This window comes from Fibrobacter sp. UWB3, from assembly GCF_002210405.1.
Classification (GTDB): domain Bacteria; phylum Fibrobacterota; class Fibrobacteria; order Fibrobacterales; family Fibrobacteraceae; genus Fibrobacter.
Window position 1 is genome coordinate 116,028 of the sequence record NZ_MWQJ01000006.1, and the last position, 26,878, is coordinate 142,905.

21 protein-coding genes are annotated in these 26,878 nt (G+C 47.2%); 15 read left to right on the forward strand and 6 right to left on the reverse strand.

Annotation, left to right across the window (positions count from 1 at the left end):
• Positions 1–190 precede the first annotated feature (190 nt).
• The 7 genes from B7991_RS14655 to B7991_RS08495 all read left to right on the forward strand — a co-directional run bounded on the left by B7991_RS14655 (position 191) and on the right by B7991_RS08495 (position 8,247).
• On the forward strand, positions 191–550 hold the full coding sequence (locus B7991_RS14655) for a hypothetical protein (protein WP_141099857.1): 360 nt from the start codon (positions 191–193) through the stop codon (positions 548–550).
• Positions 550–1,500 (forward strand): Kiwa anti-phage protein KwaB-like domain-containing protein, encoded by a 951-nt coding sequence (locus B7991_RS08470; protein WP_088630434.1) that lies wholly within the window; start codon positions 550–552, stop codon positions 1,498–1,500. Before B7991_RS14655 ends, B7991_RS08470 begins: the two co-directional genes overlap by 1 nt.
• Positions 1,501–1,523: 23 nt before the next feature.
• Positions 1,524–2,180 (forward strand): hypothetical protein, encoded by a 657-nt coding sequence (locus tag B7991_RS08475; protein ID WP_088630435.1) that lies wholly within the window; start codon positions 1,524–1,526, stop codon positions 2,178–2,180.
• Positions 2,181–3,083, forward strand: coding sequence for a hypothetical protein (locus B7991_RS08480; protein WP_088630436.1), 903 nt, complete (start codon positions 2,181–2,183; stop codon positions 3,081–3,083).
• A gap of 8 nt (positions 3,084–3,091) precedes the next feature.
• A complete protein-coding gene (locus B7991_RS08485; RefSeq protein WP_088630437.1) occupies positions 3,092–3,925 on the forward strand; it encodes a hypothetical protein in 834 nt (277 codons plus the stop codon).
• 276 nt (positions 3,926–4,201) lie between these two features.
• Positions 4,202–4,669: a polymorphic toxin type 50 domain-containing protein gene (locus tag B7991_RS08490; RefSeq protein WP_088630438.1), complete on the forward strand. Its 468-nt coding sequence runs from the start codon at positions 4,202–4,204 to the stop codon at positions 4,667–4,669.
• A gap of 263 nt (positions 4,670–4,932) precedes the next feature.
• Entirely contained in the window at positions 4,933–8,247 is a 3,315-nt protein-coding gene (locus B7991_RS08495; RefSeq protein WP_088630439.1) for a type I restriction endonuclease subunit R, read from the forward strand.
• A 144-nt stretch (positions 8,248–8,391) separates the two neighbouring features.
• Here B7991_RS08495 and B7991_RS08500 read toward each other — a convergent pair whose 3' ends face one another.
• Positions 8,392–9,459, reverse strand: a complete 1,068-nt coding sequence (locus B7991_RS08500; protein ID WP_015731915.1) for a glucokinase — start codon at positions 9,457–9,459, stop codon at positions 8,392–8,394.
• Positions 9,460–9,665: 206 nt separating this feature from the next.
• On the opposite strand from B7991_RS08500, the gene B7991_RS08505 reads away from it, so the two are divergent.
• Genes B7991_RS08505 through B7991_RS08520 form a run of 4 tightly spaced genes read left to right on the forward strand, consistent with a single transcriptional unit; the run spans position 9,666 to position 15,904 of the window.
• Positions 9,666–10,424, forward strand: a complete 759-nt coding sequence (locus tag B7991_RS08505) for a 1-acyl-sn-glycerol-3-phosphate acyltransferase (RefSeq protein ID WP_088630440.1) — start codon at positions 9,666–9,668, stop codon at positions 10,422–10,424.
• Positions 10,425–10,426: 2 nt separating this feature from the next.
• Positions 10,427–12,880, forward strand: coding sequence for a ribonuclease R family protein (locus tag B7991_RS08510; RefSeq protein ID WP_088630441.1), 2,454 nt, complete (start codon positions 10,427–10,429; stop codon positions 12,878–12,880).
• A gap of 3 nt (positions 12,881–12,883) precedes the next feature.
• On the forward strand, positions 12,884–13,795 hold the full coding sequence (locus B7991_RS08515) for a hypothetical protein (RefSeq protein ID WP_088630442.1): 912 nt from the start codon (positions 12,884–12,886) through the stop codon (positions 13,793–13,795).
• Between the two features lie 24 nt (positions 13,796–13,819).
• Positions 13,820–15,904, forward strand: coding sequence for a histidine phosphatase family protein (locus tag B7991_RS08520; RefSeq protein WP_088630443.1), 2,085 nt, complete (start codon positions 13,820–13,822; stop codon positions 15,902–15,904).
• Between the two features lie 6 nt (positions 15,905–15,910).
• Here the strand turns inward: B7991_RS08520 and B7991_RS08525 are convergent, their stop codons facing one another.
• Positions 15,911–16,840, reverse strand: a complete 930-nt coding sequence (locus tag B7991_RS08525) for a hypothetical protein (protein ID WP_088630444.1) — start codon at positions 16,838–16,840, stop codon at positions 15,911–15,913.
• 162 nt (positions 16,841–17,002) lie between these two features.
• On the opposite strand from B7991_RS08525, the gene sbcD reads away from it, so the two are divergent.
• From sbcD to B7991_RS08545, 4 genes are all read left to right on the forward strand, one after another.
• A complete protein-coding gene (sbcD, locus tag B7991_RS08530; RefSeq protein WP_088630445.1) occupies positions 17,003–18,265 on the forward strand; it encodes an exonuclease subunit SbcD in 1,263 nt (420 codons plus the stop codon).
• A gap of 2 nt (positions 18,266–18,267) precedes the next feature.
• Positions 18,268–21,381 carry an SbcC/MukB-like Walker B domain-containing protein gene (locus B7991_RS08535; RefSeq protein ID WP_088630446.1) on the forward strand — a complete coding sequence of 1,038 codons (3,114 nt, stop codon included), beginning with the start codon at positions 18,268–18,270 and terminating at the stop codon, positions 21,379–21,381.
• A 141-nt stretch (positions 21,382–21,522) separates the two neighbouring features.
• The gene (locus B7991_RS08540) at positions 21,523–22,611 is read left to right on the forward strand and encodes an LD-carboxypeptidase (protein ID WP_254917899.1); all 1,089 of its coding nucleotides are present in this window, start codon (positions 21,523–21,525) and stop codon (positions 22,609–22,611) included.
• 16 nt (positions 22,612–22,627) lie between these two features.
• Positions 22,628–23,785 (forward strand): glycoside hydrolase family 3 protein, encoded by a 1,158-nt coding sequence (locus tag B7991_RS08545; RefSeq protein ID WP_088630447.1) that lies wholly within the window; start codon positions 22,628–22,630, stop codon positions 23,783–23,785.
• Between the two features lie 168 nt (positions 23,786–23,953).
• Here the strand turns inward: B7991_RS08545 and B7991_RS08550 are convergent, their stop codons facing one another.
• Genes B7991_RS08550 through rpmH form a run of 4 tightly spaced genes read right to left on the reverse strand, consistent with a single transcriptional unit; the run spans position 23,954 to position 26,568 of the window.
• Positions 23,954–25,804, reverse strand: coding sequence for a YidC/Oxa1 family insertase periplasmic-domain containing protein (locus tag B7991_RS08550; protein ID WP_088630448.1), 1,851 nt, complete (start codon positions 25,802–25,804; stop codon positions 23,954–23,956).
• Complete coding sequence (gene yidD / locus B7991_RS08555) at positions 25,801–26,052, reverse strand: membrane protein insertion efficiency factor YidD (protein ID WP_088630449.1); 252 nt, start codon at positions 26,050–26,052, stop codon at positions 25,801–25,803. Before yidD ends, B7991_RS08550 begins: the two co-directional genes overlap by 4 nt.
• Positions 26,036–26,398: a ribonuclease P protein component gene (locus tag B7991_RS08560; RefSeq protein WP_348536613.1), complete on the reverse strand. Its 363-nt coding sequence runs from the start codon at positions 26,396–26,398 to the stop codon at positions 26,036–26,038. The genes yidD and B7991_RS08560 overlap by 17 nt, the downstream gene beginning before the upstream one ends.
• A gap of 14 nt (positions 26,399–26,412) precedes the next feature.
• Positions 26,413–26,568 carry a 50S ribosomal protein L34 gene (gene rpmH / locus B7991_RS08565; protein ID WP_014546417.1) on the reverse strand — a complete coding sequence of 52 codons (156 nt, stop codon included), beginning with the start codon at positions 26,566–26,568 and terminating at the stop codon, positions 26,413–26,415.
• Positions 26,569–26,878 lie beyond the last annotated feature (310 nt).

Genomic DNA, 26,878 nt, shown 5'->3' on the forward strand with positions numbered 1-26,878 from the left:
TTTATTTCAATCACTAAGCCCAATAGCTTTTTTGATGTTGATAAACTTCTTTTATTTTTCATTGTCTCAAAAAGACAGCGAAATGACATTTTGGACATATTGTTACGAGAACATATATTTCTCCATTCTTTCAATTGTGTTTGTTATATGGGTGTTGATTTCCCTATTCTCTTGGATATATATCAATTCCATGAATAAAATCCAGTATGAAACAACGAATACAACTATAAGCCATATTAAAGAAGATAAGGAAGCAAGCCCATCCTTTTATGCAACTTTTTTACTGCCTTTTTTGATGAATAATTACACAGGTACAAATGGTCTTTTAGTTTTTACAATCTCTTTCATAGGGCTCATCGCCCTACTAGCCAAAACAACTCTTTTTTACAATAATCCCATATTAAGTATTCTTGGCTATAGAATATACAACTTCAAGAAAGACGGTTCCGATTTCATCGGAATTTGTTCCCAAAAACTAGAAAAAAAAACATTAAAAATCAATTACAATAAAGTTTCCAATAATGTAGTCTTTTTTGAGGTGATTGAATAATGAAAAAAGACAATTTCAAAAAACAGGTTAAAGCCATTCTTGACAATTATTCATACACACCAACTTTGTATGCGCTCCTCAAGGAGAAGGATATATACCAAATAAAGCGTATTAGCATTAGCAAAACTCTAGAAAAAAAATTAGAAGATGTAACCACCAATTGGTTAAAAGAAGAAATTGATAATGACAATTTCGAATTAGCCAATATCGAATATATAGATGAAAATAAAAAGATATTTTACGGATTAGGTTCTTATTCAAGGAATGGTTCTATAAAATTTCCAAAATTGCAAGAAACGAACGATTTGTATTTTTCGGAGAATGATCATAAAAACTTAACAGGAATACTTGTTCGTATAAACAAGGATAAAAAGGATTTTTGGTTGTACCAACATAAATATAAGATGACCCAAATGAACAGGGTTCATATACTTTATGCTTTTTTCAACAAAAAAGATGCATACGAACCCGTAGATTTCGACATCTTTAGGATTGATCATAAATTTGATTTTATTATATTGGAAGATTTTATTGCAACCAAAAATTGGACTTTACTGCAAAATTACTTTGGCTTAGACGCCTATATAAAAAAAGAAGCTAAAAAAAATATAGAAAGAATCAAACAATTGGATCTTATTTCCGATTTAAGTACGGTAAAAAAATATAGCACAGATTTAATTTTCGCTAGAAAACTTATGAAATTGAAGGATTCCGTCGTATTAGAAATGAATAAAGCGATCTTAATGCCGCGAATAGAAACGCATCCTATTTATTCAAAACAATTCAAGAAAGACTCATCTACAGGAAAGATCATCATCAACACCAAAACTAGCGTCAGCAATCTCATTAAAATGCTAAACGACGAAATTCTCCGTTCTGAACTAACGGATCAAAATTACGAAACAACTTCAAAATCTAAATTTGATGAAAACAACATACAAAGTTTGTAGCTGTATTGAAATAAGGATTTGATATGGCAAAAATGGTTCTTGACTTACAGCAAGCTTGTCTCGACGAAAAAGTATCTTGCTATTACTTGCTACTCCGAGCATACGCCATTGCCGAAAAATTGTCCATCAAAGACATGGCAGAATTCTGTTCTAATGAAATGACTGGATATAAGAGTGATGACACAACTCAATTACCCTTATATCGTCAAATCATAATTTACACGGAAGCTTTTGATGTCAATTTACAACGATGGGTTCCCATATCACTTTCTTCAGAGAATCCCATAAACAAACGAAATGTCATTGAACCTATCACAGAAATAGAAAAATTAAGCTTATCAAAAACTGAAACCTTAGAAATTCGCCCCACTGCAGAAGTTCAGCAAATAATCTTTGAAACAACAAATATGCCTAAAGCAATGGACATCCATCATATCGTGTCTATTGCTCAGCTAGCTTCAATCCCACAAATTGTTCGCAAACTCGTTTTAGATTGGGCTCTAAAGTTGGAAAAAGAAGGTATTCTTGGAGACAATCTTAAATTTTCTAGCGAAGAACAAAGTAAAGTTAAAGATATTCCCTCTATCCAAATCATCATCAATGGTAATGTTTCAAATTCAAATCTTGCCGGCGTGTTAAACGATTCTATTTCAAGCATCCAAACGCAAAGGAAAGAATAAATGTCAAAGCTGGTTATAGAATTACAGAAAGAATGTTTAAATCCGAAATGTTCGTTTAGCGATCTTTGTCAAAAGGCATATTTTATTGCTCGTAAACTAGATCAAGATGAAATGGTAGAATTCCTAAAAAAAGAAATTAATGGTTATCCCACCTCTAAGGAAGTCCCTGAATACAGAAATGCAAATGTCTTTTTCAAGGCTAGAAACCCAATGCGAGGATGGATACCTATCCAGCTTCCATCAAAAGGAACTTTTGAAGAATTATCAACATGGCCAATCACCATGTCAATTAGCGAAATTCAAACCGCCGTTGATAATAAAGACTTACAAACAATTTCAATGATTATTCCCCTTGAATTGCAACAGTTTCTTATTGAGGCAGCTCGCATTCCAAATCGTTATGAAATAAAAATGTTTTTTTCGAAAACTCAACTAGTGAGAATTCTCAATACCATAAAAAATCAAATTCTTGATTGGGCTCTTAACTTAGAACAGAAAGGTATTCTCGGAGAAGATTATGAGTTTTCTACAAAAGAAAAGGAAATCGCCAAAAATATGACCATTATAAACAACTACGGAAACATTAACGGATCAAACGTTGTTGGAGCAGCCATCAACTCCACTCTAAACGCAAACGGAGTAAAAGAATTTGATTACGAAGGGGCCAAAAAGCTTCTTGAATCTATAAAAGAGCTGATAAAAGCACCTTCAGTTGATGAAAATGACAGAAATCTTTTAAATACACAAATTGAAAAAATTGATCAAAAAATCAATCAAAAAGATTCTAAGTCTATCGGAACATTACTCAACAGCTTGGGCGTCTGGGCACAAAGCATAACTTGTAGCGTCATCGGCTCAGACATTTACAATAAAATTGACGCTTTCCTCAAAACAATTCAATAAACATATCCATGTCCATCGCAAAACTTATAGAAGATTTCATCACCAATAGTGCAAAATCGTCAACCCCTGTTGCCGATTTACTTGAGCAAGCCCGTACCATAGCCGACCTTATTGATGACAAAAAATTCGCCAAATTTTGCGAAAGGGAATTAAACGGATATGCAGAAAATGAAAAACTTCCCGATTATCGTCAGGTAAATGGCACTTTGGACATTTGGTATGATGGTCCCTTAATTAAAGCAGATGCCAAAAGATATGCAGTTGGCAATCCTGTTATCATTCCCTGCTGGAATCCAATCAAAGATATCTCTAGTGTTGTAGCCAGTGGAAAAGATTATGTATCACCTGTACAGGATGATAAAAATATTCGAGATTATAAGAACCGAACTGTTATAAAGTTGCATCTTCTACAAAGAATTGAAAACGAAATCAGAAGAAAAATCAACAAATGGAAATCGCAAAAAATCAAAGAAGGTAAGTTTTCCTTAGATTCGAATAAGGGAACTCCAGTTATAAACAACTATGGAAACATAAATGGTTCAAATATCATCGCTTCAATGACGAACTCTTCTGCAACAATCAACAACAATAACAGCTTTGATTTCAAAAAAGTTTCCGACTTAATAGAGCAAGTTTTGCAAAATATCGCAAGCTTACGCCTAACAAACAATCAGGAAGCCGAATTAAAGTCAGACCTTGTCGAAATCAAGCAAATGGTTACCCAAAAAGATGAAACAGGTGTTCGCAAGCTACTGCATAAAATAGAAGCCCTTTGCCAAAACATTACCGGAAGTTTGGTTGCCACAGGCATCATTTCTCAAATCAGTCAAATCTTAGAATAAAAGCAAGAGCAATACGAAGCCCCCTTGCCTAGTCTCTTTTAAAGTTGTATATTCTTTCCCGATCGCACCCATCCTGCCGACACCGATAAATTCAGGGCAGGTAGTTCCACTCTCTGCTTGACGCCGACCTCCCTTTGTTCGCTCGACAGGCTCACAATTCGAGGCAGCATACACCCTATGGGGAAACTGGCCCCCTGGCGATTAACGTAGAGCACCCCCACATTCCGTGGGATCATCAATCTGTCATTCAACAGGTTTGTGAACTGGTGTTCTGCAATGGATCTATACACAACAATAGAAAAACTAATCGAGCAAGCTAAAGCAAGGGGAATCTATTCAGAACACGAACTATATGTCCTGTGGCCCACTTTTTTAAAAGAAAATCTCTCAAAACGCATAAACCCAGAATGTCAGAAAAAACATATCGTGGGTACAAAAACTTTTGAAAACTACAACAGGGTTTCCAAAGCTAAAGGATTTGCCGGAGCTGCCTATTTCGATTTCAACATCGATGTTTATAAAATCGTGCAACAATCTATCGGGACGGGCCTAGTCGTTTTCGACAAAACCGGAAAAATCAAAGAAGAAATCGTCAAATTCGGCAACGATATAGGCTTTGCCGGTTGCGAAGACCTTGTAAGGACGAATGTAATATCGATTCGATATGCCAAGAAAGGCATTCACGCGACACCGGTCCATCCTATAAAATACGAGGACACCATAAACTTCCTCAAAAGTCGCTGAATGCCCTATATACAAAAAAAACATCGGTAACCTTCCAGCGACCCGGCATCACCAGCCGGCGCGTGTTTTCCGATGCTTTTATAATAATATACATTCTTATTTAACGAAAGTCAAGAGCAGCATAATTAGCCTTTCCAAAGTGGAACATTCCAAAGAAACCGAAATTCAGCAAATTCATTCATTTTCGCAAAAGAAAACTAATCATTAACACTCGTAGCATTTTTTCTATGGGTGTTTATTTATATTTAAATCAGAGATTTAAAATGAAGTCCTTTATTTCTGAAGACGATATTGAACAGGCAATCCTGAAAATGCTGGAGGCAGCCCCTTACAGCTATCAGGTTGTTCGTTGCGATCCGTCTCCAGAAAAAATGGAAGACCTCAACGATGGTACAGGCAGGGCGAATAAAAAGCAATGCGTCTTGCCAACTATTTTACGAGAATCGCTCACAAAACTCAATCCATACATTCCTTCGGACAAGCTAGACGAGATTGCACACGAACTGTCACGAGACTATTCCGGTACAGATATCACCGCAACCAACTACACGCTCTACAAAAAGTTGCGTGATGGCGTCCGTGTGAAGTTCATTAGGGATGGCAAGTCAGATTTTGACGATGTTGCCTTTATCGACTTCGATAATCCCGAAAACAACACGTTTACCGCAGTATCGCAGATGTGGATTCAGGGACGGTTCAATTACCGCCGCCCCGATGTTTTGATATTCGTCAATGGTTTGCCGCTCGTCTTTATCGAACTGAAGAACAGCACCGTCAAAATTGAAGAAGCCTACAACAAGAACTTGACGAGTTACAAGAGGGACATTCCGAATCTTTTTGCACTCAACCAGATTTGCGTACTTTCGAACGGTTTCGAGACAAAGCTTGGTGCTTTCAACGCCAGCTACGACTATTTCTTTGAATGGCTCAAGTCTAGCGAAGACGATAAAATTGACCGCAAGTATATCCGTGGCGAAGGCGTCAGTGCCGAGTACATGGTCAAGGGATTGCTGAACAAAGCAACTCTTATCGACTACATCGAAAACTTCATCTTGTTCGAAAATCAGTCCATCAAGATTATCGCCAAGAATCACCAGTTCATGGGTGTGAACAACTTGTGCGAAGCGGTCAAGAACCGCAAGGAACTAGACGGCAAGCTCGGCGTTTTCTGGCACACGCAAGGGAGCGGCAAGAGCTATTCAATGGCAATGTTCGCCCGCAAGGTTAATCGCAAGTTCCATGGGAATTTCTCTTTCGTCATCATCACTGACCGCGATGATCTCGATACGCAAATTCACAAAAACTTTATGCGTACCGAAATTATCGGACCCAAAGACGAATGCCAACCTAAGAACGGCGAACAACTTCGTGATTATTTGAGAGGAAACAAGCCTTTCATCTTCACGCTGATTCACAAGTTTGGTTTCGAAAAGCCAAAGAAGAAAACCGAATCGTCTGCTAATGAAGCCAGCGAAAAGAAGGTTCCCGTCTATGGCAAAAAATATCCGGTACTTTCGACCCGTGACGACATCTTTGTCTTAGTAGATGAAGCGCACCGCACGCAATACAAGACCTTAGCCGAAAACATGCGAACGGCGTTGCCGAACGCAAACTTCATTGCGTTTACAGGCACACCATTACTCGGCAGCAAACGCCTTACGAATCAGTGGTTCGGCGATTATGTTTCGGAATATAACTTTGCACAATCCGTAGAAGACGGCTCTACCGTCCCGCTGTTTTACAGTCGGCGCGTTCCCGAAGTCGGTCTCCAAAACAACTTCCTCGATGATGATGTCGTCACGATTATCGAAGACGAAAACCTCAACGAGGCCGAAGCGAATCTTCTGGAAAATTCCAGCTCGCGCATTCTAGAAGTCATCAAGCGCGAAGACCGCCTCGACAAGATTGCAAGGGATATCGCCCACCATTTCCCGCGTCGCGGATTCCTCGGCAAAGGTATGGTTGTTTCCGTCGATAAGTTTACCGCCGTAAAGATGTACGACAAGGTTCAGCACTATTGGAAAGAAGAAAAGAAGGCGCTGACCATCGAACGCAATAATGTCGTCAAGGATGGCGACGATTACAATCGTCTGACCGCAATCTTGAATTACATGGACAAGGTCGAGATGGCGGTTATCGTTTCGGAAGAAGCGGACGAAGTTCAAAAGTTCAAGGCACAGGGTTTGGATATCGTCGCCCACCGCAATAAGATGAATGCGATTACCCCCGAAGGTAAAGATATCGAAGATCGGTTTAAAGATCCAAACGACAATTTGCAATTGGTCTTTGTCTGTGCCATGTGGCTTACCGGTTTTGATGTAAAGAGTCTCAGCACGCTTTACCTCGACAAGCCCATGAAAAATCACACGCTGATGCAAGCTATCGCAAGAGCAAACCGCGTATTCCCAGGGAAACCATGCGGCATCATCGTGGACTATGTAAACGTATTCAAATTCATGAAGCAAGCCTTGGCCGCATACGCCATTGGCGATGACGGAAGCGAATTCCCGGCCAAGAACATCGACGAACTAATTGGCTACATTGATGCCTGTATCGAAGAAGCCCACAAGTTCCTTTTGGAACGAAACATCGATCTTTACAAGATTGTAGAAAATGCTTCTACATTTGACAAGTTGGATGATATTCGCGAAACGTATAACAAAATCATCGCGATTGATGAAGATTCCGAAAAGTTCAAAGTCATTTTGAACACCTTGCTGAATCTTTACAAAGCATCGAAGCCAGAAATTTTTGAACGCGACTGGAGTAATCCGATTTTCAGTGCACTCATCTATTTGCACGGACAATTTTTCCGCCTTATAAACGACGAGAAAATTGAAAAGGCTCGCAAACGCATGGGCGACCTTTTGGATAACAGCGTTTCATCGGAAAGCGTGAAAGTTGATGGAGCAACCGAACTCCGCGAGAGCTCTAGAAACGGAATATACATGCGTGGTTCCAAACTGATTGACCTTTCTAAAATTGATGCCGAAGGTTTGCGTAAAGAAATCAAGCAGGCAAAGTACAAGGCCGTCGAAATCAACGACATGAAGGAATTCATCGAAAAAGCCTTGCAACAGATGATCAACAGGAACGTCACTCGCATCAAGTTCTCCGAAAGGTTCCGCAATATCATCAACCGCTACAATGCAGGCGGAACGGAAAATGAAGATTATTACGAACAGTTAATCAAGCTTGTCGAAGAATTGAAGAAAGAAGATTCCCGTGCAAGCACGATGGGCCTTTCGGACGAAGAATTGGAAATTTTCGACTTGCTCGTGATGGGCAAAAAACTCACAAATGCACAAGAACAAGAAGTTCTGTTGACATCAAAAGCTTTGTACAAAAAGTTGAAAGACAACCGTCAAAAGATTCTTGTTGTCGATTGGTATAAGGACGAGCAGACTCGTGCCAAAGTCAAGAGTACCATCGAAGAAGTTCTGGATGCACCCAAATCACCGCATTTACCGGACTGCTACGATATCGATTTGTTCAATGCGAAAAGCAATTTGTTATTGAACCATTTTATCGATATGGCGGTACAGGGTTACGGCTGGGCCCGCGGCGTGATTTCATAAAAAAACTGGTAGTTTCCAAAATGGAAACTACCACTCTAAAGGCGATGCCGGAACGGAGTCCGGCATGACAATTCAACGTCCGCGCGGTTCCCCGCGCATTCTCGGCATGCTTTTTGCGCACGCCGCACGTTTCACAACGTCCGCTTACTTCTGCAAATTCAAACTTGCATTAGCAGCACCGTACAAACTAATGCTGTAGTCCTTGATGAGGTACACCGGGATCTTGTTCAAGAGCGGGCGGATGTTCGGATTGTAGTTCTTTTCGAACCAGGTCATGAACAAGTTATCGCGTTCGAGCCAGCGGAGGTCCTTCTGGACCGTTCCACCGGCGAGGTAGAAACCGCCGAGCGGGAGGAACAACGTGCAAGCATCGCTAGCGAAGCGGGCAAGCATCTTCACGAACATGCGCATCATTTCGGCAGCCACCGGATCGGTATCGCTTGCGCGGCTGATGTACTTCGGACGGTCATGCCAATCGGTTTCTTCAATCTTCTTGAAGGCATCGTTCTGCGGAACGCCCTTCGTGTCGCGCCACCATTCATAGAGGTGAGCAAGACCCATGCCAGAGACGAGCGGTTCAACGCCCGGCACGGTGCCGATGCGCTTTTCCATGTAGTCGCGGAAGTCCTGGGTTTCCTTGTCGAACGGAGCAAACGTAGAGTGACCACCTTCGGAGCAAGCCGGGATGTACTTCTGACCGTCAAATGCGAGGAAGCCAACGCCCATGCCCGTACCCGGACCAATCACAGCCTTCGTTGCAGCCTGCGGCTTCGGTTCGCTACCGTCGGTGTGCTTGAACTTGAGAATCTGTTTCGGGTCATCGACGTCGAGAGTCGGGATGCCATAGCTAATGGCCATAAAGTCGTTAATCACGAGAGTCGGGATGCCGGTTGCATTCGTGATGGCATCGCCGTCGACGCACCACGGGAGGTTCGTCATGACGCACTTGTTGTTTGCCACCGGACCTGCAGCGCTGATGCAGATGTGGGACGGCTTCAAATCCGCGCGATTTTCAATTGCTGCCTTGAGCGTTTCACGGATCGGGGTGTCAAGTCCTTCAATGCACTGGCTCGGGCAAACGGTTTCGAGAATGAGCGTAAACTTGCCATCCTTGTAGCCCACAAGACCAAGATTCGTATTCGTACCACCGATATCACCCGCCAAAACGAGACGGTCAAACTTTGCATCGGGATTAAGCCATTTAATTTCCATAATTTAAAACTCCATGTTTTACGTTCAGGAATATAGTTTTTTCTCAAGGAAATAGGAGATTCTCGATTAAATCGGGAATGACAAGTGCGTATTTATGCGTATGTAACAAAAACAACCGATTTACTCCGCTCAAAAAATATACATTAAGCCCATAGGAACCTATTTATATTGAGTGGGTCATAATTCACTTTTAACAAGCAGAGACCATGCGCGCTATTCTTGCACTCTTTTATTACATCGTCGTTTTCACTATCATGGTTGTTGCGGGTATCCCCTACACCCTCTATTGCGGTATCCGCGGGCACTGGGAAAACTGCACCAAGATTTGCACTTTCGCCTTCAGGAACATTATTTTCAAGCTTTTCGGCATTAAAGTCGCGGTCAAGGGGGCAGAAAACATTCCAAAGGGCGTAAACTACGTCATCGTCGCCAACCACCAGAGCTTTTTGGACATCAACGTCGTCTGGCATTCCATCACGTCGGCGTCATTCATGGCGAAGGCAAGCCTCTGGAAAGCGCCCGTATTCGGCTGGGTCCTGAACCGCTCCGGCAACATTCCTATCCACACGAACCCGCGCAAAAACGCAGGCCTCGGCAAAATCCTCAAGAAACGCCTCGAAAGCAACTACAACATCGTTGTGTTCCCCGAAGGCCACCGCAGCGAAGACGGGCACATGTTCAAGTTCCAAAATGGAATTTTCCGTTTGGCAAAAGAACAGCACTTTGACATTTTGCCAGTTACATTTATCAATACCGGAAAGATTCTCCCAAAGGTCAAATGGGCGGTCTATTCCGGCACCGTCGAGATGGTCGTTCACCCGCTGATCCGTTATGAAGATTACGCCGACAAGCCGATGGCCGATCTCCGCGACGAAACCCACGATTTAATTGAATCCGCAATGCCGTACAAGCAGGCGGAACTTGCCGCAGCAAAAGAAGCGGCAACAGAAAACAAGGAGGCTTAATTATGGCTAAGGAATTACCGAGCGAAGAACAAATTATTGCAATCCTTCGTGACGAACCTATGGTAGGGAGCCAGCTCCGCAGCGCTCTCGGCCTCCCCAAAAAACAGAAGATGGCTTTTAAGCAGCTCCTCGCCGACATGATCGAGCGCGGTGTTCTCAAGCGTTCCGCCCACAAGGAATACCAGCTGGGCGATGGCGAACCGCTCGAAGACAAGCGCGAAAAGCGTCGCAAGAAACTTGCAGAGCAGGGCGTCGAAGACAACCGCCGTCCAGGCGCTCGCAGCCGCCGTCAGACCGAAAAGGATTCCGGCACACGCGTGAAGCGCGGCATTCTGCACCAGACCGGTGACGAAGACTGGCAGGTGACCGAAATCGATACCGGCAAGGTGTACGAGATGTGCCACCGCAGGCAGGCGCCGGGCAAGGAAGGCGAGACCATCAGCTTCACGCTTTATCCGCACCCGAAGCTCAAGCACAGCTACTTGGCAAAGGTGGACCGCTCTGCCGAAATCATGAACGTGACTTGGGACGAAGTCAAGAAACAGTTCATGGAAGAGAGCAACTTGCCCAAGGGCTTTAGCCCCGCCATTGAAAAGTACGTGGCATCCATTACGGACCCGACCGAAAAGGATTTCAAGGGCCGCGTGGATTACCGCAAGCTCGACATTCTCTGCATTGACCCCGAAGGCGCCATGGACCACGACGATGCGATCAGCGTGGAACGCAAGCCGAATGGTGGTTACAAGCTCGGCGTGCACATCGCCGACGTGAGCTACTACGTGCCTGAAGGATCTGACCTCGACGAAGAAGCTCTTGAAAGAAGCTACACGCAATACTTGCCGTGGACGGCAGTGCCGATGCTCCCGGAAAAGCTTTCAAGCGGCGTTTGCAGTTTGCACGAAGGCGTAGACCGTTGCGCATTCACTTGCATGATTGACTTGGACAAGGAAGCAAACGTTCTCGGTTGGGACTTCCACCGCAGTGTCGTGAACATTACGAAGGGCATCACGTACCAGCAGGCCGTGAAGATGATGGAAGAAGGCGACGATTCCATCAAGGCTCTCGCCGAAGTGACAGCACTTCTCAAGAGGAACCGCACCAAGGATGGCTTGCTCGAATTCCAGACAACTGAATACGGTTGCAAGTTTGACGAAAACGGTGAACCGGTCAAGATTTTCCCGCGCGAACACGACGATTCCAATTCTTGGGTCGAAGAGTGCATGCTCATCGCGAACAACTGCTGCGCCAAGGAACTCAAGCAGCGCAAACTGCAAGGCATTTACCGTATCCATGAAGCTCCGGACACGAAGGACATCATGGAACTCTATTACATGTACCCGGATCTGTTCAAGGACGCTCCGGTGATGTTGCGTGACTTGGGTAAGCCGCGCAGCGGCGATACGAACTTGAACCCGGTAGCCTTCAAGCTTTACGAACACCTGGTCAAGCGCGCCGCCGGTGACGAGACGCTCACAAATCGCATTTTGCGCAGTATGCAGAAGGCGCATTACGATTCCAACAGCTTCGGACATTTCGCCTTGAACTGGCAGGATTACAGCCACTTCACTTCGCCGATCCGCCGTTACGCGGACCTTTGGTGCCATCGTGAACTCGCCCGCAAGGGGAAGGAAATCGACGCCGAACGCGTGAACAGCGTGATTGAAGTCTGCGACTTGATTTCGGCAAACGAAATCAAGAACATGAAGGTGGAACGCATTGCCATCAAGGTGTGCAGCTGCTGGATTTTGAAAAGCCGTATTGGCGATAGCTTCGAAGCAAGCGTCACGGGCATCGAAGAATGGGGCATCTACGTTTCCATCGACGATCCGATTGCCGAAGGTCTTGTGCGCTACCGCGATATCACGGGCGACGACTTCTATGTGTTCAACCCCGACCAGGGTCTTGCATTTGGCAAGCGTAGCGGCCGCACCTTCCGCCGTGGCGACAAGGTGATGGTTCAACTCCTTAGAGTTGATCCATTGCGCGGTCAGGCAGACTTCAGCATCACCGAAAAGCTGAGCCCCGAACCGAAGAAGCGCCGTACCCGCGAAGATACCGAACGCGACATTCGCAATTTCAATGAAAGAGCTGACCGCGCTGCGGCCGCCGAAGCACTCGGCTATGTGAGCCAGCCGGACGAAGACGACGATTACGAACCGGAATACGTTTCTCGCGGTCGCCGTGGACGTCGCGATTTCGACGGTCCGATCTTTGAACGCACCGGTCGCGATTCTCGTGAACGTGGCGGTTTCCGCAAGGGCCGTGACGAATTCGATGAAGGTCGCCGTTCCGACAAGCGTGGGAAACACGGTTCTGAAAAGCGCAGCGGTCGCGACTCCCGTGAATTCGGCGAAGGATTCCACGTAGCCAGCGAACCGCGTGAAGCAAGACGTGGCCGCAGATCTAGCGAAAAAGGTCGCGGACGCAGCAGCCGCGGAGGCCGCAGAGGAAGATAGTTGATGGACGCATGCAATAAAGTCGCCCTCTATGCCAGTTACCAAACCGGGGAAGACCTCCCCGGCTATGTCCGCTTTGCGCTCAAGCATCTCGCCGAGACCGACTTCAAGGTCGTCCTCCTCACGAACCGTCGAACGCTTTCAAGCGACACCTACGATTTTTTAATGGAAAATCACATCGAGCTTTTCCTCACCGAAAATCGCGGATTTGACTTTGGCATGTGGCGGCGTTATTTGCAACTGCAGGCGAACCGCACCGACGCAGCCGGCAACTACGTTCCCGGCGTCATCACGCGCGATGTGGAACGCTTGTTGCTCATCAACGATTCTATCGTCTATTACCAGAACAAATTCAAAGAATTCTTTGAACGTGCCGAAAAAAGCAATGCAGACGTCGTTTCGCTCACGAGCAATGACGAATTTGCACCGCATCTGCAATCGTTCTTCTTGTACATGAAACCCGCCGCACTCGGCGTGTTCTTCTTGCACATTTTCGAGACTCCCGAGCAGACCGAATTCTACGATGTTACGCGAAAGCTAGAAGTCGGCTTGAGCGAAAAATTCACCGAAGCCGAAGTCGTCATGGAATCGCTCTACCACACGGAACGTCCCGTGTTCTTCGCATACGACGAGCTCATCCAACAAGGCGCTGGTTTCGTGAAGCGCAAGCTTCTGGAACGCCGTTTCAACTACGAAGAAAAGAAACACTTCGTACGCCATCACGCCTACGACGCACTCAACAAGGACTACACCGCCCTCATTCTAGAAGCCGGGCTAGACGCCGATTTTGACGAGAGTTGGCTCCCGAAATGCAACGAGACTCGTGCAGAGCGCATCAAGGACTTTATCTGGGAAAAAGGTTTCCAGCTCGTCGGCTTCCCCGCTAAACGCTTGATTGACAAGCTGAAGAAATAGGAATATCAACAAAGCAGGAGAAAAATGACAAAATTCAATTTAGCAACGATTGGTTTTGCCGCTTTGTTGGCAACAGGATGTGGTTCTGACGAAAATCCGACAAACAGTTCAAAAGAAAACATTCCTAGCACGCCCGCTTCAGCTTTCGATTCCTTGATTGTCCAAAGCGCAGCCAATTTGCCCGCTTGCGATGCAGGCCGTGAAGGTCATGCTTTCTTTGTGCAGAACGAGAACTTGCCGCGTCTTTGCGTAAAAGGCATATGGCGCAGTGTTGCAGACACCACAGATTTTAGCATCACATGCAGCGACGGATTTCTGCATGCGGTTAACAAAGTTACGTCACTGCCAAACGGTACAATCATCGGCAGCCCAGACACCGTCTTTATCGAAGGATTCATTTCTCCGATGACCGGTATTGCACAAAAAGGGCCGTTCGTCTTTGGCACAAGCGTTACCGTCACCGAAGCAAGCAAGGAATTCAACACCGAGACTTATCAAAAAGCAGAAGATTGCATCCTCACTAACGACGGCCGCTACACCTTTAACGAAGTCCATTCGAATTCCAACTGCGTGAAAATCAGGGCGACCGGTTTTTACCGCAACGAAGTGACGGGCAGAGTTTCGAACAACCCCATCACACTTGCCGCAAAGACATGCTCGCCCGCACATGCGAACGTGAACATTCTCACGCACATTACCATCCCGCGTATCGAGCAGCTCACGATGAACCACATAGACTTTGCCGAAGCCAAAGCGCAGGCGGAGCGCGAAGCATTTGCCGCATTCGGGATTGACACGGTCATGCTTTATTCGCAGCCGTACTTCACCGACGGACGCACAGACAAGCCCGTTGCCGAAGATTTGGACATGTTCGGCAGTAGCGAATACAGTGCCGCACTGTTTGCTATCTCCGCCATGATTCAAGGCGAGCGCAGTGAAAACGACATGATGAACCTCGCGAACAATCTCGCCGAAGACATCAAGGGCGATGGCATTTGGAACGACCAGAACTGGAAAATTCAAATTGCCGACTGGATCGTAGGCTTGGATACAATTTGGAAATACAACGACATCCGCAATAACGTTTCATCATGGGGCATGGGCATTCCGAATTTCGAGCGCTACATGCGCGCGTTCATCCCCATCGCTTACGGATTCGGGCCATGTACTGATGCAAACGCAGGGCAGGTCACGTACGTCAATCAAGGTCAAAGCGCCCTTTTTGCAAACGACTACGAGCACGCGGACCATTCAACCGTGCGATTCATCTGCGATGCAAATTCCAAGGAATGGCGCATTGCGCAGCCCATCGAAAAAGATACAGCAGGATTTGGCCCCGGCGAATACAACAAGGAAGTCCGCGAAGGCCGCGTAAACCACGACAACTTTTACATCTTCGAAACCGCCACAAACGCCTGGCGACTTGCCACCCCGCAAGAAGCCGACGGATTTACGGACCTCGTTGAAGTTTACGCAAACCTCAAGCCCAACGAAATAGCCGTCTTCATCATCCGCCATAGCGAGCGCACCGGAGACACAAGTCCCACAGGCCACTTGACCGACAATGGTATAATTTACGCCAACAACTTAGGCAAACGCCTTGCAATGGTCGCCAAGGAAGATTTTTACTACGGCTACTCCGGTTACACACGCACGCAAGAGACCTGCGAAGAAATTGCAAAGGGCAAAGGCCAACTAAATTATACGCTCAACATTCTCCCGTACATGGACGGAGCCTGGTACGTGATGGACGCCGACAAAGTTAGCGAATACACAACATCGGTTGGCGGTGGTTGGGATTTGTATTCCAGATACGCATTCGCAGGAGAATTCCAAGATGCATTTTACGATCTAAGCATCCGCAGTGAACAGTTGCTCAAAGACAACATTCTTGCAAATCTCCCTGCGATGAAGCGCGTCAGCATTATGTGTACACACGACTTTTTGGTCGTGCCTCTCCTCGCCTACGTGACCGAAGGGCATGCCAACGTGCGCTACCACGAAAAAGGCCGCTGGGTCAATTACATGGGCGGTGTTGCCATGATCATTGCACCAGACGGCTCTATTCGTTATGTTCCCGTAAAAGGTCTTGAATCGGGAACGATGTAATCTATTTTAGATTTTCCACATCACGCCAAACGATGGCACAATGCTGAAGTAGCCAACGCCATCATCATGGATGTTTTCGGTACGGGTGTAATCATCCTTTGTGTATCTCACAGCAGATTCAGCATCGGTATAAGCCACCCAGCGGCCACCAACACTTACAAAGAGGCCCACGCTTTCATTCAGGGCGAACCTAGCCATCACATCGCCACCAAGGGTAAGGGAAGAGAACGATTCAAGATAATCGCGATCAACATTCCCAAGTTCGCTATGCTTCATCTTCTTGGATTCCGTTATAAAATTCGCATATTCAAATCCGACAACGGCGAATCCAGAAAGCAGGAGCTTTTCACTGTTCACGAAACTATAACCTGCACCAACTTCGAAAGTGCTGAACGAACCGACCTGCCAGCCCTTCGACGGATAAAACGGAATTTTCTTTGCAGTCGCAATACCCGCCGAGATAGAAGCCTTCGGGGTAAAACCGCAACGGCAAACACCTACATAGGTGGCGCTAACTTCGTAATTAATAAAATTGATCTTTTTGCCACCAGCCTTATAGCTTTCAAACGGAACCGTAAGGCTTACGCCGACAAACTTGCTCCATTTGGAGGTATCGGCCTCGGCAACCTTAGCGGTGTCTTCAACTTGAGCCACTTCAGCAACCGGAGCGGCCACCGGTTCTGCAGCTTTCACCGTATCGACCTTAGCCGTTTCTACAGCGGGAGCAGCCACTTTAGCCGTATCGGCAACTGGAGCAGCAGCATTTGCAGCTTCTGCAGCAGGAGCAGCAACAGGCGTTTCAGCCGGAGCTACAGTCTGAACACTATCCGTATTGGCAACAGGTGCCGGAGCAACAGGTGCCGGAGCAACAGCAGCTTCTTGAGCAAACAGAGCTGAGCAACAGATAGCAGCCGCACAGAAAATCATCTTTTTCATAAAGGTTCCCCTGGAAATTTTTAAAGATTTATCAGCTTGTATTACCTAGTATTAGCTAGTAACGGCAAGTAAAATAGTTTTTTTAGGGACTTTTGTCATTTTGTGCCAAAAAATCGATAGTATATTTGGAGCTCAGAGATGACATCAAAATAAAGGGTAAAGATGAAGCTAATCCACACGGCAGACTGGCATTTAGGCAATTCCATGCACGATATTGACAGGCTCGAAGAAACAAAGCAGTTTCTAAGCTGGCTCAAAGGACGCATTGAAGAATTCGGCGCAGAATGCCTTGTGGTTGCAGGCGACATTTTCGACACGACAAACCCTTCCGTCGAAGCGAGGCGCCAGTATTTCCGATTCCTGGCATCGCTTTTAGATACATGTTGCAAGAACATCGTGCTCGTTGGCGGCAACCACGACTCTGGAGCCATGCTAGATGCACCACGAGATTTGCTTGACGCGCTCAACATCCAGATGGTCGGTTCACTTGGCGATCGCCCTATCGATGAACTTGTCAAGGAATTAAAGGACGATTCAAACAACGTGATTGGAATTAGCGTTGCCGTCCCGTACGTGCGTGAGCAGGAGCTGCGCCGTTTTAAAATCGAAGGTGATGACAATTTTGTCCAAAGCACGTATAAAGGATTATATCAAGCCGTGTACGAAGCCGCAGAGAAATTGCGCAACGGCCGACAAATTCCAATGATAGCCACAGGGCACTTGTACGCCTCCAACTTAGAAGGCCGCCCCGAAAACGACAACGGCAGCGACGCCAAGGGGCACGGCATGCGCGACATCGTTGGGAACTTGGGGACTGTCCCCGCATCATCATTTCCAGAAGGATTTGACTACGTCGCGCTCGGGCATATTCATTACAGTTCCAAGGTTGCAGGGAATCCGAAAATCCGCTATTCCGGTTCGCCATTCATTCTCGGTTTTGACGAAGCCGAAAGAGCGCACCACATTTTGGCGATTGACTTGCAGAAAGGCGAGGAACCTTCTGTACAAAAAATCGAGACGCCACAATACTACAGTTTCAAGCGCATTTCGGGATCGATCGAAAGCATCACAGCCCAACTCAAGCAATTGCGGAAGGAGACCATCCCCAAGCCGTTAATGATCGAAATCGAGTACGATTACACTCCAGGTGTAAACATCCACGAAGCGCTCTTGCCTGTACTCGAAAAAGCGCCGTTTGAAGTCGTAAGCTGGAAAGTCAACCGCAATAACGCTCTTGGCGCCGACAGTTTCTCGGACGAGACACTCGAATCCGTTGACGTGCTTGACGATGAAGAAATTTTCAGGCGCCTCCTGATGAGCAAAATCGGCATCACAGAAATGAACGACGACATCAAGAAAGATTTCGAAAACTACCTCCCGCTTTTTAGGCAAGTGGTTGAAGAAGTGAAAAGCGAGGAGGCATAACCATGAAGATCCTGAAAGTCGAATTTGAAAATATCAATAGCCTCGCCGGTGAATGGTGCATAGACTTTACAGATCCTTCATATAAGGAACTGGACCATAGCCTTTTCGTCATTAGCGGAAAAACGGGCATGGGAAAGACTAGCATTCTCGATGCCATCACGCTTGCCATTTATGGGGCCACCCCTCGCCAGGAATTAATTTACAATGGCGGCAACGGCAATGCCGTCATGACTTCGGATAAAGGCACATGTTACGCACGAGTCACTTACAGTTGCAAAAAAGGGACTTTCGTATCGGAATGGAGCCAGCGCAGAGCCCGCGACAAGGCCGACGGGAAATTGCAAAATGCGCAGGGTACAATATACGCCATCGACAATCCGCACCATTACATCTTTAACGGAAATACCGGTGCAAAAGGAGAACTGGGCAAGGCAAACGCCGAGCTCATCCAGCTCGACTATTCCCAATTTTGCCGCTCGATAATGCTTGCACAAGGGGAATTCAGCAAGTTCCTGACAAGTAACGAAAGAGAACGTGCCGACATTCTCGAAAAGCTGAACGGGACGGAAAGATACCGCCGCATCGGCCAAAAAGTTGGCGAGCACAGAAGCCTCGCGAACCGCGCAAAAGAAACCGCACAGACGGCATTCAACACCTTGAGCGAAGCACTCCCCAAGGCCGAAGAAATTGCAATTGACGAAGCTTTGCTTAAAGATCTCGCCGACAAGCAAAAGAACCTTGCTATCCAAAAATCGGATTTCGAAGCTAGAATCAACTGGCGGAATTCACTGAACAGCAGCCAAGATCGCTTGAACAAAGCCGAAGCAGAACTATCAAAGGCAAGTTCAAACAAGTCTAACTTTGCGGAAAAAGAAACGCAACTTGCTCAAGCGGAAAAAGCTAGGGAATGCGTATCGCTCTACACGGAGCTGCAAGGTTTACGCGCCCGCAAAAGCACCGATGAATCCGCACTTGTCAAACTGCAGGGTGAATTCAAGACATCGACAGAAGCATTGAGCCTTATTCGCGAGAAAAAAGCAACACTCGAAAAGGCCAAAAACGATGCAGAACAATTTATCGTTGAAAGCGAGCCGCTCTGGAACGAGATTCGCAAGCTCGACGAGAACTTGAAAAACGCAGCAGGAATCAAATCAACGGCGGAAAGCCGCAAGAACCGCGCCGCCCAAGAACTCGCCAAAGCAGAATCAGGCTTAAAAAAAGTCCAAGCAGAAATCCTCACTCTTGAGCCCAAAGTAACAGGCCTCAAAGAAATCCAGGACAATAACGCCAAGGATGCAGAACTGCGCGGGATTGTACCGCAAAGCGAGAATCTCGTCGCCACAATTCGAAAGCAACTTAAGGACATCAGCGATGCCGAAAATGCGAAAGTTGCCGCTGAAAAAGACTTCACAAAAGCGGACGACAAGTTAAAGGCCGCCACCAAGCGCAAGCAGGAACTTTTCGAGGAACAGCAAAAGCTGTTCGAAAACGATATTTTGGTACTCGCCGACATCATCCAGAAGCACCTCGTTGAAGGCGCCCCGTGCCCGGTCTGTGGTTCCAAAGAACACCCAGCCTGCAACCAACAAGCAGGAAGCATTTCCATTGATGAGTCTAGCGCCTCGAGCGTTGCCGATAAAATCCGCGATTTGAATCTTAGATTGCAAAAGGCGGACGCGTTCATGGCACAGTGCGAAATCGACAAGAACCGTGCAACGACGGCCCAAAACGCAGCCATCGAAAGCATTGATGCATTGAACCATCAAAAGAACGAAACCGCAGAACAAATTGCAGCTCTGTGGAAGCCATGGGCCGAATTCAATATTGGAACCGCAACTGCAATTCTAAACGATTTAAAGCAGAGACAGCAACAATTCGAGACGCGCCAAGCCGAACTAGACGATTTGTCTAGCAAGCTCGCCATAGCACGCAACAATGCGACCATTTTCGAAGACGCAGTCAAGCAAGCCAAAGAAAATCTCGCATCCGAATCTAGCGCCTTCGACAAGGCAAGCAACGAGTTTGAACAAATTCAAAAAACACGAGCAAGTAAATTCGGCGACAAGAACGTAGAAACCGAAGCCAGCACGGCTACATCCAAAAAGAACGAAGCGACGGCCGCATACACCAAAGCGGACAACGAATTCCGCAATGCCGAAAACCATTGCATCGATTTGGATTCCAGAATCAAGTCTACGAGCGAAAGTATTGCAGCAACCGCAGAAAAAATCGTCAACGCCTCTGCAAATTTCACAAGCGCCATCACGTCCAAAGGCTTTACCGACGAGGCTGCCTATCTTGCAGCCTCCATGCCAGAAGTAGAATTTTCACAGTTGCAATTACAAAAGAAATCTATTGACGAAGCATTAGCCTCTGCAACACGATTGCGAGAAGAAGCTATTGATGCCATCGAGAAGATAAAGTCTGAACGTTCCGACGACATTCCGCTCCAGGATTTACTCGATCAAAAGAAGGCCGTCGAAGATGAACTGAATGCGCTCCAGCAAAAATCAGGCGCCGCACAAGAAAGAGTCAACCGTTATAAAATGAACTTGGCAAAACTGCAGGAACTCGAAAAAGACCTGAACAAAAAGAAGGCCGAAGCAGCCCGCTGGGATGCCATGGGCGACTGGTTCGGTGTCAAGGACGGCAGCGACTTTGCCACATTCGTTCAGGGGCTCACTTTCAAGTCGCTCCTCAAGCTTGCCAACAGGCACCTGCAAATCGTCAAGGACCGTTTCAGGCTCGTTGCCAAAGGAAACCTGGGCTTCGAAGTGGACGATGCTGAATTCGACACACCGCGCGGAATTTCCAATCTCTCGGGTGGTGAAAAATTCCTGATTAGTCTTTCGCTTGCGCTCGGAATTGCAGACTTTGCCAGCCGAAACGTCCGCGTCGAATCACTTTTCATGGACGAAGGTTTTGGAACGCTCGACGATATGACTTTGGAAGACGTGATGAACTGTCTGAGAAGCCAACAGCGCGAAGGAAAAATGCTCGGCATCATCACGCACGTTGAATCGGTCGTGAACAGCATCAATCAAAAAATTGTACTTGAAGCGGCACAACACGGTCATAGTATCATCAAAGGACCTGGCGTTAGCCAAAAACGTTAAAATATGTATATTATACCCTAAACATTTTTTAGGGTTTATCCAGTGGGGAGCTTTATGGATATCAAAAATATGTCGTCCTGCAGTTTCAGGTTTCCTAGCCTGTCTAAAACGATAGGAATAACAGCTGTATTATGTTTATCTATGACACTTGCAGGCTGCAGTGACGGCAATTCTTATATTGCACCGGAAGAATCAAACAACACCCCCCTCGCCGAAAATACCGCACCCACCTTCCTCAAAAAAGGAGACAAAGTCGCACTACTTTCCCCCGCTTACACAACAACAGAAGATGTTGTCCAAACGACCGCAAACATCCTCGAGGACTGGGGCTATAAACCGGTCATCGGCAAAAGCGCAAGTAAGGTTGAAGCAGGCAAATATGCAGGCACGGCTGAAGATCGCGCCAATGACTTTGAAGAAGCGCTCAAGGACACAAGCATCAAGGCAATTCTTTGCAACCGCGGTGGTTACGGCACCATCCAGCTTGTCGATTTGATTGATCCGAAGCTTGTAAAAAAGAACCCCAAATGGGTTATCGGCTATAGCGATGTGACCACGCTACATGCCATGCAAACAAAAGCAGGCGTCATGAGCATCCACGGCACCATGAGTTCCAGCATGGCTAAAAGCGAAGGAAAGGACATCAACAGCACGCTCCTACGCGATTTGCTCAAAGGCGAAGTCCCGACATACAAAGTACCAAAACACAAGTACAACCAGAAAGGCAAAGCCGAGGGTATTCTTGTTGGTGGCAACATGGCGACATTCGTACCGCTCATTGGCGCTAGCGATATCGATGTTTTCAGGAATGACGGCATCATCCTCTTTATGGAAGAAATCGGCGAGAACCTGCGCAACATCGACCGCATGTTCAATTCCATTCAACTTCACGGCGTGATGGAAAACGTGAAAGGCGTTATCCTTGGCGAATTTGTGGATTCGGGAACAGACCTTGATTACGAAAGCACCGAAGCCATGCTCTCCCAATATTTGAAAGAGTACAACATTCCCGTGATGTGCGGATTCCCGGCCGGGCACGACGATATAAACGTGCCGATTGTAATGGGCGCCAAGGTGAACATGGAAGTAACGGACAAGGGTGCAACACTATCCTTCAACATCAAGGGCAAAGAGAAGAACGTCGAGACAGACAAACTCACAGCAATAACGAAACTTTCGAAAGCATTGCTGAAAATGTTTGCCGGCAAGACGTTTAATGTTGAAGAATAAGTCTTGAGGGTATTTTATGTTTTACAGGAAACATGTTATTTCGAGCGTCATTGGGTGTGCAGCGACCGCACTATTTCTAGCAGCGTGCGGGAACGATTATTCGAGCGAGCCCTCGGCAGAAGATTCCGCCATCCAGAAGATGTCCCTCCGCGAGAAGGTCGGGCAGATGTTCTTTGTGCGCCCCGAAGCGCTAGATACAAGCATCCATTGGAACGAATACGCTGAGCTCCCCGATTACAAGCTCCAAAAAGTCAACAAGACCATGCGTGCGGTCAACAAGGACTACCCCATTGGCGGCATGATTCTTTACGCACATAACATTGTCGATGAGACCCAGCTTGGGAAATTCATCGATGAAATCAGGGAACTCAACGGTTCACCGCTCCTTGCGATTGACGAAGAAGGCGGTCGCGTGGCGCGTATTGCAAATAATGAAAATTTCGATGTTCCCAAATACGAAAGCATGGCCGCTATCGCAGAATCCAGCGATCCGGATGACGCTTACGAGGCAGCATTCACCATCGGAAGCTACGTCAAGAAATACGGATTCGATATTGACTACGCGCCAGTCGCCGACGTAAACACGAATCCAGACAACATCGTCATCGGCCCACGCGCTTTTTCGGACGATCCAAAGACTGCTGCAAAATTTGTAGTGAGCTACCTGAACGGTCTAGAATCCGCAGGCGTTATCGGCACGCTCAAGCACTTTCCGGGACATGGCGACGTGAGTACAGATACGCATTATGGCTACGCCTCGACCGACAAGACCTGGGACGAAATGCTCAAATGCGAAATGATCCCGTTCAAGGCAGGCATCAAGGCTGGCGCCCAGATGATTATGACCGCCCACATTGCCGCCCCGAATGTTTCAGGCGACGATTTGCCAGCAACGCTTTCGTCAGTGATTCTGCAAGACAAGCTCCGCGGAGAGCTCGGTTTTGACGGTGTTATCGTGACTGACGCGATGGACATGGGAGCCATCACCAAGCAGTTCAGCAACACCGAAGCCGCGATCAAGTCAATTCAAGCTGGCGTTGACGTGGTGCTTTGTTCCAGAGAATTCACGCAAGTATTTGACGCCGTTGTTAAAGCGGTCGAAAAAGGCAAAATCAAGGAATCGCGGATAGACGAAAGCGTCAAGCGAATCTTGAAGCTTAAGAAGAGCAAATAAGGGTGATGCACGCTTCCTTCGACTGTGCTCAGGACAGGCTCTGGCGGGAATGACATACAATACAAAAAGAAGCCGTAGATGCGGCTTCTTTTTTGCTTAATGACGAGAGGGAGATTCCCGCTCGGAGGCGGGAATGACAAATGCGCGGGAAAGCCCGCGCATTTTCAATTACTTCACGATTTCAGCGTCCTTGACGTTCTTGCCCTTGAGCTTGGAAGAAGCGGCGGGCTTGTTGCCGTTAACCGGCGGGAACTTGCTGTAGATGTACTTGTACTGAGCAATGCTCCAGATGTTACCGATAATCCAGTAGAGCACGAGACCAGACGGCATCACGGCGCTGAACAAGAGCATCATGGCAGGCATCATCCACACCATCATCTTCTGCTGGGCAGGATCCATGCCGGCGTTGGAGCTCATCGTCACCTTGGTCTGGAAATAGGTCGTTGCCACCATGAGCCACGGGAGGATGGCAAGGCCAGACGGCATGATGATAGGAATGCTGATACCGTTCCAGACAACGTCACTGCGGCTGAGGTCCGAGATCCAGAGGAAAGCCGGAGCGCCACGAAGTTCGATTGCGCGGCCAAGCACAAAGAAGAGGCCCATGAAAATCGGCATCTGGATGAGCATCGGGAGGCAGCCACCCGTGCAGCTTGCGAGCGGGTTGATGTTGTTCTTGCTGTAGAGTTCCATCATAGCGGCCTGCTTCTTCTGCGGGTCGGTACGGTACTTCACGTTGATTTCATCGAGCTGCGGCTTGAGAGCAGCCATGCCACGCGTGGACTTGATTTGCTTCACGGTGAACGGAGTCGTGATACCGCGAACGATGAGCGTCACGAGGATAATAGCAATACCGTAGTTCGGAATAATGCTGTAGAAGAGGTTCAAGAGCTTGAGGAGCATCTTGCAAATCCAGACGAACCAAACGTCTGCACCGCACCAGCTCCAACCACTCACGATAATCTTTTCGTAGTCCTTGTCGAGAGCAGAGAGTTCATCCCACTTGAGCGGGAGAATCATCAAGTCGTAGTTGAGGGACTGAGCACCGCGGAAATCGTCGGCAATCGTAAGCTTGTACGTACCCGGATCGACTTCGCTATCTTCAACCTTCATCGGCTTTGTCTTGAGCACAGCCGGAACAGCCTCGTCGAACTGGACCGTCATGGCCACGTACTTGCGGCGAAGACCGGCCCAAATAACCTTGCCTTCAGTAGCATTGAAAGAAGTCTGTTCGCGCGGCATTTCGCGTTCCACAGAATAGCGGTCGTTGAAGACGACTTCGCTGAAATAGTAGGTGCCGCCACCGCCGATGCCCATGAAGCCCTTGGACTTCGGAATATCTTCAGTTTCCTTGAGGCCACCCTTCCATGCGAGTTCATAGGCATTCGGCTGGAAGCCGATAAACTTGTTTTCTTGACGGACTGCCGGACCTTCCTTGGTAAAGCCGTAAGAACGGATGACCTGGTTGCCGTTTGCGTCCTGGAATGCGAACTGGACCTTTGCGCTGTCGGTCACGACAATCTTTGCAGGCGCGTTGCCGAGTTCGAACATCGCTTCGCTCAAGTCTGCATTGTCGAGCTTCAAGTCGAAGGCGCCAAGCGTCGTGTCCTGGATGAGTTCCGGGAACTTGCCGGTAGAATCCGGGAGAGCCTTCACGATAACACTCTTGATCTTAGCACCCTTGTTGGTGAGGGTCATGATGAACTTGTCAGTTTCGACCGTCACGGAGCGCTCTGCAATTTCAGCCTTCGGGGCGACCGGAGCTGCGCTATCGTTTGCCACAGCCGGAGCGGCAGCGTTTTCAGAACCGCCCAAGACCGGAGCAGCCTTGATTTCAGGCGTCTTACTCGGAATCACGAGCGACTTTGCAGAATCTGCAGCGACCTGCTTTTCGGTTTTAGCCTTAGCCTGTGCGGCACGGGCTGCAGCCTGCGCCTCGGCGTTAGCGTTATTGACAGCCATCCACCAAATCACGATGACCGCGATAAGGATGGAACCAATGAGTGTATTCTTGTTCATTTTTTATCCTTAGGGGGCGGAACCGGGTCATAGCCGCCCTTGCAGAAGGGGTTGCATCTTAAGACTCTAAAAACCGCAAGATAGAAACCTTTGATGGGCCCGTGGAGGCGTAAAGCTTCAATTGCGTAGTTTGAACACGTAGGCTGGAATCTACAGACCCCATGAAAAAAATAGGGGTGTACCAGTTGGTATAGACGGATGGGGGCAATCAAAGCCGCCACCAGAGCGTTTTTAAGCTTCTGCCACATCCGGTTGCTTGTCCCATTCCATCTTGTGGAAAATTTTCTGGGCGGATTCTCGAAAACGTTCAGAGGACATTTCCTTGGAATTGTCGCTCACGATAATCATTGCCCAGACGGGCTTTTTGATATTCGGGACAATACCATAAAACAGTGGACGTAGGATCCTACGGCACTTATTGCGATACACGGCATTTCCGTTCTTCTTCTTGGCTAAGAAGCAGAAACGACAAAAACCGTCCGGAGCTTCAATCCATCGCATGCTAAAAGCAGGTGCGCGGAGGAACTTTCCTTGGACGGCTACTTGCCGGTAAGCGGGCTGATTGGGCAGCCGATAAGAACGCAGAGTGGCTATAAGCCAGCCCCGACTTACTTCTTATAGATTTCGTCGCTAACGGTGAGGACCTTACGGCCCTTAGCACGGCGACGGCTCAAGACAGCACGACCCCAACGGTCTTCCATACGGGCCATAAAACCGTGCTTGTTAACGCGCTTACGATTGTGAGGCTGGAATGTTCTTTTCATGATAAAAACCTTTCTATGAAAACAGAATTTTTTTGAGACTCAAATTTAGTAAAATGTCGGTATTTATCAAGGGGTTACAACCGACCTAAAGGGTAATTTTTCACCCTTAACGGGACTCAAACAAAAAGCGTTCAATGAAAACACAATGTATTAACAATATGTGAACAAATATTTTTAAAGAGCGATGCATGTCATTCCCGCCTTGAGCGGGAATCTCCATTCCATATTGTCAAAAGGAGATGCCCCGTCAGGCGGGGCATGACAGCGCACAAGGCATGACAACATGCATCCTTTTTATATCTTTTACTTA

Excerpts from the sequence above, each read along its gene's own strand:
- B7991_RS14655 (WP_141099857.1), top strand. The coding sequence starts at position 191 with ATGAATAAAATCCAGTATGAAACAACGAATACAACTATAAGCCATATT.
- B7991_RS08470 (WP_088630434.1), top strand. The coding sequence starts at position 550 with ATGAAAAAAGACAATTTCAAAAAACAGGTTAAAGCCATTCTTGACAAT.
- B7991_RS08475 (WP_088630435.1), top strand. The coding sequence starts at position 1,524 with ATGGCAAAAATGGTTCTTGACTTACAGCAAGCTTGTCTCGACGAAAAA.
- B7991_RS08480 (WP_088630436.1), top strand. The coding sequence starts at position 2,181 with ATGTCAAAGCTGGTTATAGAATTACAGAAAGAATGTTTAAATCCGAAA.
- B7991_RS08485 (WP_088630437.1), top strand. The coding sequence starts at position 3,092 with ATGTCCATCGCAAAACTTATAGAAGATTTCATCACCAATAGTGCAAAA.
- B7991_RS08490 (WP_088630438.1), top strand. The coding sequence starts at position 4,202 with ATGGATCTATACACAACAATAGAAAAACTAATCGAGCAAGCTAAAGCA.
- B7991_RS08495 (WP_088630439.1), top strand. The coding sequence starts at position 4,933 with ATGAAGTCCTTTATTTCTGAAGACGATATTGAACAGGCAATCCTGAAA.
- B7991_RS08500 (WP_015731915.1), bottom strand. The coding sequence starts at position 9,459 with ATGGAAATTAAATGGCTTAATCCCGATGCAAAGTTTGACCGTCTCGTT.
- B7991_RS08505 (WP_088630440.1), top strand. The coding sequence starts at position 9,666 with ATGCGCGCTATTCTTGCACTCTTTTATTACATCGTCGTTTTCACTATC.
- B7991_RS08510 (WP_088630441.1), top strand. The coding sequence starts at position 10,427 with ATGGCTAAGGAATTACCGAGCGAAGAACAAATTATTGCAATCCTTCGT.
- B7991_RS08515 (WP_088630442.1), top strand. The coding sequence starts at position 12,884 with ATGGACGCATGCAATAAAGTCGCCCTCTATGCCAGTTACCAAACCGGG.
- B7991_RS08520 (WP_088630443.1), top strand. The coding sequence starts at position 13,820 with ATGACAAAATTCAATTTAGCAACGATTGGTTTTGCCGCTTTGTTGGCA.
- B7991_RS08525 (WP_088630444.1), bottom strand. The coding sequence starts at position 16,840 with ATGAAAAAGATGATTTTCTGTGCGGCTGCTATCTGTTGCTCAGCTCTG.
- sbcD (WP_088630445.1), top strand. The coding sequence starts at position 17,003 with ATGAAGCTAATCCACACGGCAGACTGGCATTTAGGCAATTCCATGCAC.
- B7991_RS08535 (WP_088630446.1), top strand. The coding sequence starts at position 18,268 with ATGAAGATCCTGAAAGTCGAATTTGAAAATATCAATAGCCTCGCCGGT.
- B7991_RS08540 (WP_254917899.1), top strand. The coding sequence starts at position 21,523 with ATGACACTTGCAGGCTGCAGTGACGGCAATTCTTATATTGCACCGGAA.
- B7991_RS08545 (WP_088630447.1), top strand. The coding sequence starts at position 22,628 with ATGTTTTACAGGAAACATGTTATTTCGAGCGTCATTGGGTGTGCAGCG.
- B7991_RS08550 (WP_088630448.1), bottom strand. The coding sequence starts at position 25,804 with ATGAACAAGAATACACTCATTGGTTCCATCCTTATCGCGGTCATCGTG.
- yidD (WP_088630449.1), bottom strand. The coding sequence starts at position 26,052 with ATGTGGCAGAAGCTTAAAAACGCTCTGGTGGCGGCTTTGATTGCCCCC.
- rpmH (WP_014546417.1), bottom strand. The coding sequence starts at position 26,568 with ATGAAAAGAACATTCCAGCCTCACAATCGTAAGCGCGTTAACAAGCAC.